Raw genomic sequence first — 7,600 nt, 5'->3', positions numbered from 1 at the left:
GGCGCGATGCCACCGCCGGACCAGGACGTCGCGGACGCCCTCGTCGCCGCCCACCGCGCCGCCCGCGAGGAACTCGCCGCGCTGCCGCGCGTCCGGTCCGGGTGGACGGTGGCGAACCAGAACTTCCAGGCGGTGGACGGCGCCGACGACCTCGCCGCCGAGTGGGCGCACTCCCGCGAGGACCAGTTCCTCGACGCGGCCAAGGGCGACGACTTCATCGGCGTGCAGGCCTACACCAGGGTCGTCATCGGCCCGGACGGCCCGGTCGAGCCCGCCGTCGACGCCCGGCGGACCCTGACCGGCTGGGAGTTCCACCCGGGCGCGCTGGAGGGCGCCGTCCGCCGCACCGCCGAGCGGGTCGGGCCGTCGGTGCCGATCCTGGTCACCGAGAACGGGATCGCGACGGCCGACGACGCCGAGCGGGTCGAGTACACCCGCGGCGCGCTGACCGGTCTGGCCCGCGCCATGGCGGACGGGGTCGACGTGCGCGGCTACCTGCACTGGTCGCTGCTGGACAACTACGAGTGGGGCTCCTGGCGGCCGACGTTCGGCCTGGTGTCCGTCGACCGCGAGACCTTCGCCCGCACGGTCAAGCCCAGCGCGCGCTGGTACGGCGACGTGGCCCGCGCCGGAACTGTCTGAAACGCCCGGGAAGTCCCCACCCGGCGCGAACCGACGTCGCCCGCGCCGGCGTTCGACCCCCTCACCGCACCGGTTCCAACCGATGCGATGTCGTGGTCCCCCTGCTCTCCCGTCCCCCCAACGAAGTGGAGAACCCCCGATGCGCATCGTGACCGCACTGACGGCGATGGCCACCGCGGCCGGTATCGCCGTGGCCGCCCCTCCGGCGGCGATGGCCGACCACCCCACGCCGGTCGACGCCTGCGTCGCGGGGGTGCCGGAGACCGATCCACTGGCACCCGGACCGGTGAACATCTGCTTCACCGTGTTCCGACCCGCCGGCGCGTCGGCGGCCCACCAGGTGCCCGTGCTGCTGCACAGCGACGGCTGGGGCGGCAGCCGCACGACCGAGCCCGGCTCGTTCCAGCCGTACCTCGACGCGGGGTTCGGCGTGGTGAGCTTCGACCAGCGCGGCTTCGGCGGCAGTGGCGGCAAGGCCCACGTGGGCGACCCGGCGTTCGAGGGCGAGGACGTCATCCGGGTGATCGACCACGTCGCGTCGCTGGACTGGGTGCGCCGCACCGGCCCGAACGACCCGGTCCTGGGCGCGATCGGCGGGTCCTACGGCGGCGGCTACCAGTTCGCCGGGGCGTTCGCGGAGATCGCGAAGACCGGCCGGACCCGGTTCGACGCGCTCGCGCCGCAGATCACGTGGAGCTCGCTGAACGACAGCCTGGCCCCCGAAGGCGTCGTGCGCACCACGTGGGTGACCGCCCTCTACGCCATCGCGCCGCGCGCGCACACCTCGACGATGCACGCCGGCTACGCCGAGGGCATGCTCACGGGCAACTGGCCCGCCGCGATGGACGAGTTCTTCCGCGACAACGGCCCCGCCTTCCACTCCGACGCCGGCCGACGCCTCGACATCCCGGTGCTGCTGCACCAGGGCATCAGCGACAACCTGTTCCCGCTGGACCAGGCCATCGACAACTTCGACCGCGCGTTGACGCCCCGGGCGCGCGCCGACAGCCTGCTCGTCGGCTTCAACGGCGGCCACACGCTGCCCACCGCCGTGCCGGGCGGCTACGCGGTCGCCGGCGACGCGTGCCCGACCGCACTGGGCGCGTCCGGCTACGACGACCTCGAACTGCGGTTCCTGGCGGAGAACCTGCTGGGTGCGCCGCGCACGATCAGCGGCCACGGCCGCTACCACCTCATGACCGCCGAGGGCGGCTGCGTCGGCGTGGACTCCGTCGCACCGAGCACCACCGCCGCGCTGCCCGACGTGCTGACCACGGCGGGTGTCGGCCTGCCGCAGGCGATCAAGATCGCGGACGGACCGCTCACCCTGGCCGGGTCGCCCACCCTGGAGGCCGCGGTCAGCACCTTCGGGCTGGACAGCCGCGCGTTCTTCGCCCTCAGCACCGGCACGTCGCCCCTGGACGCCAAGGTGATCCAGAACAACGTGCTGCCGCACCGCGAGCCGGGCGTCACCCTCGGCGCCCGCCGCACGATCGAGCTGCCTTCGGTCGCCGCGACGATCCCCGCCGGTCGGTCGTTGTTCCTGACCGTCACGCCGATCTCGGACATGTTCCTGCTGCACGGCAGCCGCACGCCCGGCGCGATGCTGCTGCGCGACGTCACGGTGAACCTGCCGGTCGTGCTGTGACACGCCCGACCAACGGGTGAACCTATCCGTCCGGATGGGTGAGTGATGTTCGCCGTGGAGTTGGGTAAACCCCCGTTGGGTAGCGGGAGGCCACGGTGGACGGTGAGGTCGGGTTGGGAGAGGTGCTGGTGGCGGCCGAGCAGGCCCCACCGGTGCGGTCGGTCGACGTCGTCGCGCGGAACCTCGAGAAGCGCTTCGGGGCGACCGGCGTCTCGTTCCTGCTGGTCGACCTGGTCGGCGAGCAGCTGGTGCGCTTGACGTCGACCGACGAGCCCGGCGCGCGGGTCCCGGAGCGGATATCCCTGCCCGGCAGCGCCTACGACGAGGTGCTGCGCACCCAGCGGCCGCACCGCGGGGTCACCGGGTCCGACGGCACGTGGGTCGTGCTCCCGGTGACCAACCGCGGCGACTGCCTCGGGGTGCTGGAGATGACCGTGCCCAGCCTCGACGAGTCGACGCTGGCCCAGCTCGGGGAGGCCGCGCACGCGCTCGCGTACATCATCGTGACCGACCGCCGGTTCACCGACCTCTACCACTCGGGCAGGCGCACGACCGGGATGAGCCTGGCCGCCGAGATCCAGCACCAGCTGCTGCCGTCGGCCTCGTGCTGCGAGGCGGCCCAGTTCACCGTCGCCGGGGGCCTGGTGCCGGCCGACGACATCGGCGGCGACACCTACGACTACGCGCTGGACCACGACGTCCTGCACCTGTCGATCACCGACGCCGTCGGTCACGACGTCGCCTCGGCCCTCACCGCGACCCTGCTCACGGCGGCGCTGCGCGGAGCCCGGCGCTCGGAGTGCGAGCTGGTCGACCAGGCGCAACGGGCCAACCAGGCGCTGCTGGACCACGGTCGCAGCGCGTTGGCGACCGGGCTGCTGCTGTGCGTCCAGCTCGACCAGGAGCAGGTCGAGGTGGTCAACGCCGGGCACCCGCGACCGCTGCTCCTGCGCGACGGCGTGGTGGAACCGGTCCCGCTGGAGGTGGACCTGCTCTTCGGCGTGTCCCCGGAGACCCGGTACCGCGCGCAGACCCTGGACCTCAGGCCCGGCGACAGGCTTGTGCTGCTCACCGACGGCATGATCGAGCGCGAGGCGGCCCACGCCGACCTGGCGGGCCTGATCCGCGACACCGACCGGCTGCACCCCAGGGAGGTCGTGCGGGCGCTGACCGGTGCGGTGCGGCAGGCGTGCCGGGGCCACCTCCGGGACGACGCCACCGTGCTCTGCCTCGACTGGCACGGCACCCACCGCACGGACCGCCGTGCGGGCACGGGCGCCGACACCGACACCGCCTCGCCGTTCCAGCGCCACGCGCACGAGGGCGCCGGCGGTCCGCCGGACCCGTCTCGCTGGACGGGGTGACCCCGCTCGGCCGGCGAGGGCCGCGGGCGACCCGGTGAGCCGGTGCGCGGTGACGACGTGAGCGGTGGAGACGTGCGCGGTGAGGACGTAACCGCCGTTCGCGTCCCGCCCGCCACCTGAAACCGACGCACGGCCGCTGGTTCGAGACCGGTGACGGCTGGTGAACGAGGCCGGCCACGAACGTGTCCACTGTGGTCTCGTCCGGGTCGAGAGGGTCGGAAACCCTGGTGTCCGGCAGCCGCGCCACTACCGTCGAAAGCGGTCTCCCGATCCCCGGTTCGTCGACAGCGGACCGCGCGCCACCGCGCCGCGGTGCCGCGGATTGAGGACGCGATTGACGTGACAACTCACGCGGAACGAGAACAACGACAACGGGTGCGCCCGGCCGACGCGGACCGCAAGCGCGGCCGCGACGTCATCCTCGACTACCTCCGGACCGCGGGCGTGGACCGGATGTTCGGCGTGCCGGGGACGAACGAGGTGCCGATCATCGACGGCACCGACGTGCCCACCAACGACGTGGCGTACGTCCCGTGCCTGCACGAGAACATCGCGCTCGGCGCGGCGATGGGCTACGCGCGGGCGACCGGCAAGCCCGGGGTGGTCGAGCTGCACGTGACCCCCGGCATCGGGCACGCGCTGGGCAACCTGTTCAACGCCGCCCGCTCGCACGTGCCGGTGGTGGTCCTGTGCGGGCAGCAGCACAGCAACCTGCTGATCCAGGAGCCGCTGCTGGCCTCGGACCTGGTGCGCGTCGCGGACCAGTACACCAAGTGGTCCTACGAGGTGCGCGGCCCGGACGAGATCGGCATGGCCATGCAGCGGGCGCTGAAGGTGGCGATGGCACCGCCGCTGGGCCCGGTCTTCCTGTCGATCCCGTGGCAGTTCACGGTCGAGGACTCCTACGACCCGGGCCGGGGCCGGTTCACCCGGGTGGCCTCCGGGTTCGCCGGTGACGTCGCGGAGGTGCGCAAGGCCGCCGAGGTGCTGGCCACCGCGCGGACGCCGCTCATCGTCGTCGGTGACGGCGTGGGCGCGGCCGACGCGTGGGAGGAGATCCGCTCCCTGGCCGAGCTGCTGCGCGCCCCCGTCTACAGCGAGCAGCTGAGCAGCTACCTGAACTACCCCAACCAGTACGCCAACTGGATGGGTGAGCTGCCCGGCACCCAGGCCAAGGTGCGGGACCTGTTCGCGGAGCACGACGTGGCGTTCCTGTGCGGGTTCAACGCCCAGGCCCAGCTGGTGGTGTTCAACTGGGACGACGGCCCGCTGATCCCGCCGGACGTGCGGCAGGTCTACCTGCACAACGACCCGTGGCAGATCGGCAAGAACCACTTCGGCGAGGCCGCCGTCCTCGGTGACATCAAGGTCACCCTGCCCTCGCTCACCCGGGAGACGGCGGCCCGGATGCCGGACCGCCGGGACAGCGCGGCGCAGGAGTGGTTGGCCGGGTTGCGCGACCAGCGCCAGGAGCTGGTGGAGCACTACGCCCGCAACGGCGCCACCCGCAACGGCACCTCCCCGGGCGAGGTCGCCCACAACGGCGCCGGCGCGGACGAGGAGGCCATCGAGGGCGCCGAGGTGGCCGCGGCCATGGCGGAGCTGCAGCGGCAGGGGGAGATCCCGGGGCTGGTCCTGGTCAACGAAGGGGTGTCGGACCTCCCGTACTTCGCGAAGAGCCTGCACTTCGACCACCCCACCAGCTACTTCGTCGGTGAGGGCGGCTCGTTGGGCTACTCCATGCCCGCGAGCCTCGGCTTCCGGTTGGCGACCGGGACGGACCGCACGGTGGTCAACGTGGTCGGGGACGGCTCGGCGCTGTTCTACCCCCAGTCGTGGTGGACGGCCGTGCGGCTGCACCTGCCGATCCTCTACGTGGTGCTCAACAACGGGGAGTACAAGACGCTGCTCATCGGGGTGGAGCAGATCGAGAACTCCTACCCCTGGCAGCCGTCCGGCCCGACCCGGTACCTGCACCTGGAGCCGTCGCTGGACTACGTGGAGCTGGCCGCGGGCTACGGCGTGCCGGGGCAGCGGGTGCAGAAGCGCGAGGACCTGGTGCCCGCCCTGGCGAAGGGGTTGGCCCACGTGCGCGGCAAGCAGCCGGGCGCACCGGACGCCGAGCCGTACCTCGTGGAGGTGCCGACCAGCGCCGCCCTGCCGCCGACCGACCGGACCGGGTGGTTCGACAACGTCGTGGTCGTCCCGTGAGGCCCCCGCACCGAACCACCGAGGAGCACCGATGACCGACCACACCGACTCGGTCGACTACGCCGTCGTGGGCGGCGGCGTCTCGGGTCTCTACACCGCCTGGCGGCTGCTCGCGGACAGCACCGAGCGGCCCACCGTGCGGGTGTTCGAGCAGAGCGACCGCCTGGGCGGCAAGCTGCTGACGTGGAACCCCGGCGGTGACGACGCCGGCCTGCGCGCCGAGCTGGGCGGCATGAGGTTCTTCGAGCAGCAGGAGCTGGTCTGGCGACTGCTCGACGTGCTCGACCTGGGCGACCAGCGGATCCCGTTCTTCGCGGACGGCTACCCCGGGCTGATCTGGCAGCTGCGCGGGCTGCGGATGAACGCGGGCGACTTCACCACCGCGGACCGCCGCTACCTGCTCAAGCCGAACGAGCAGACCCCGCCGTTCTCGCTGATCAACAGCGTCATCCAGGAGGTGCTCGCGGACAACGACGTGCACCGCACCCCGACCGACCGCAAGGGCTGGGACGAGCTCAAGCCCCGCCTGCGCTACCAGGGCCGCGAGCTGTGGAAGGTCGGCTTCTGGAACCTGCTGGCCGACAAGCTGTCCACCGAGGCCTACAACTACATGATCGACTCGTTCGGCTACTACACCCTGGCGCTGAACTGGAACGCCGCCGAGGCGTTCCAGAACGTCTCGCTGGACTTCACCCAGAACCCGCGGTACGAGACGCTGAGCAAGGGGTACGACGGCCTGCCGCTCGCCCTCGGCGACAAGGTGCGGGAGCTGGGCGGCGAGGAGTCCGTGCAGCTCGGGACGACGCTGGAGCGGGTGGACGCCGACGTCGAGACCGGCGGCCCCGGCCTGCTATTGCACCTGACCCGGGACGGCGAGGCCCAGCGGGTCAGGGCGCGGCACGTGGTGCTGGCCATGCCGCGCCGGTCGTTGGAGCTGCTGGAGCGCAGCGACGTCTTCGACATCAGGAACGACCGCAGGCTGCGCCGGCTGATCAGGTCGGTGCGCCCGTACCCGGCGTTCAAGCTCTTCCTGCTCTACGACCAGCGGTGGTGGGACGACGCGGGGTACGCCGGCCAGGTGATCGAGCACGGCCGCTCGGTCAGCGACATGCCGATCCGGCAGACCTACTACATGCGGCCCGACAGCTGCGAGAGCGGCGCGGACTGCCCGCCCTACGGCCTGATCATGGCCTCCTACGACGACGCGGTGGCCGTGGACTTCTGGCGCGGCCTCGAACCCACGGAGGAGGAGCTGCCCGCCAACGACCGCGGTCTGGTCGACGTCATGCTGCGGAACTTCTCCGCGTTCAACCTCCAGGGCGCCGAGCCGCGGTCGCGCTGGCAACCGCCGCCGGTGCTGCACGGGGCCCCGCCGCAGATGATCGACCACGCCCGGGCGCAGCTCGCCCTGCTCCACGGCCGTCTCAGCGTGCCCGCGCCCGTGTACGGCGCGTTCGCGGACTGGAGCACCGACCCCTTCGGCGGCGGCTGGCTCTTCTGGGAACCCCAGCACAACCCCAAGGAGGTCATGCCTGCCGTCCGCACGCCGGTGCCCGAGTACTCGCTGCACGTCGTCGGTGAGGCCTACTCGGGCCAGCAGGGCTGGGTCGAGGGCGCGCTGACCACGGCGGAGCTCGTGCTGCGGGACGACTTCAAGATCCCCCAGCCGCACTGGCTCCAGGACATCTACCTGGGCTGGTGACCGAGCCCCGGTCCGGTCGTCACGCGGGTCGGA

General features: G+C 72.3%; 5 protein-coding genes. All 5 read left to right on the top strand.

The window, feature by feature from the left end; genetic code table 11:
* On the top strand, window positions 1-642 hold a 642-nt coding region (locus AB0G02_RS23925; RefSeq protein WP_360797694.1), incomplete at its 5' end, for a family 1 glycosylhydrolase.
* 139 nt (window positions 643-781) lie between these two features.
* Window positions 782-2,290, top strand: coding sequence for an alpha/beta fold hydrolase (locus tag AB0G02_RS23920; protein WP_360797693.1), 1,509 nt, complete (start codon window positions 782-784; stop codon window positions 2,288-2,290).
* Window positions 2,291-2,385: 95 nt separating this feature from the next.
* Complete coding sequence (locus AB0G02_RS23915; protein ID WP_360797692.1) at window positions 2,386-3,654, top strand: PP2C family protein-serine/threonine phosphatase; 1,269 nt, start codon at window positions 2,386-2,388, stop codon at window positions 3,652-3,654.
* Window positions 3,655-3,993: 339 nt separating this feature from the next.
* Window positions 3,994-5,865: a thiamine pyrophosphate-binding protein gene (locus tag AB0G02_RS23910; protein WP_360797691.1), complete on the top strand. Its 1,872-nt coding sequence runs from the start codon at window positions 3,994-3,996 to the stop codon at window positions 5,863-5,865.
* Window positions 5,866-5,896: 31 nt separating this feature from the next.
* Complete coding sequence (locus tag AB0G02_RS23905; RefSeq protein WP_360797690.1) at window positions 5,897-7,567, top strand: FAD-dependent oxidoreductase; 1,671 nt, start codon at window positions 5,897-5,899, stop codon at window positions 7,565-7,567.
* Window positions 7,568-7,600: the final 33 nt, after the last annotated feature.

This window comes from Actinosynnema sp. NPDC023658, assembly GCF_040639995.1.
GTDB lineage: Bacteria > Actinomycetota > Actinomycetes > Mycobacteriales > Pseudonocardiaceae > Actinosynnema.
This window is presented reverse-complemented; position numbering and strand designations above follow the sequence as displayed.

Bases quoted from the DNA above. Each gene is read 5' to 3' on its own strand.
- AB0G02_RS23920 (WP_360797693.1), top strand. From the start codon at position 782: ATGCGCATCGTGACCGCACTGACGGCGATGGCCACCGCGGCCGGTATC.
- AB0G02_RS23905 (WP_360797690.1), top strand. From the start codon at position 5,897: ATGACCGACCACACCGACTCGGTCGACTACGCCGTCGTGGGCGGCGGC.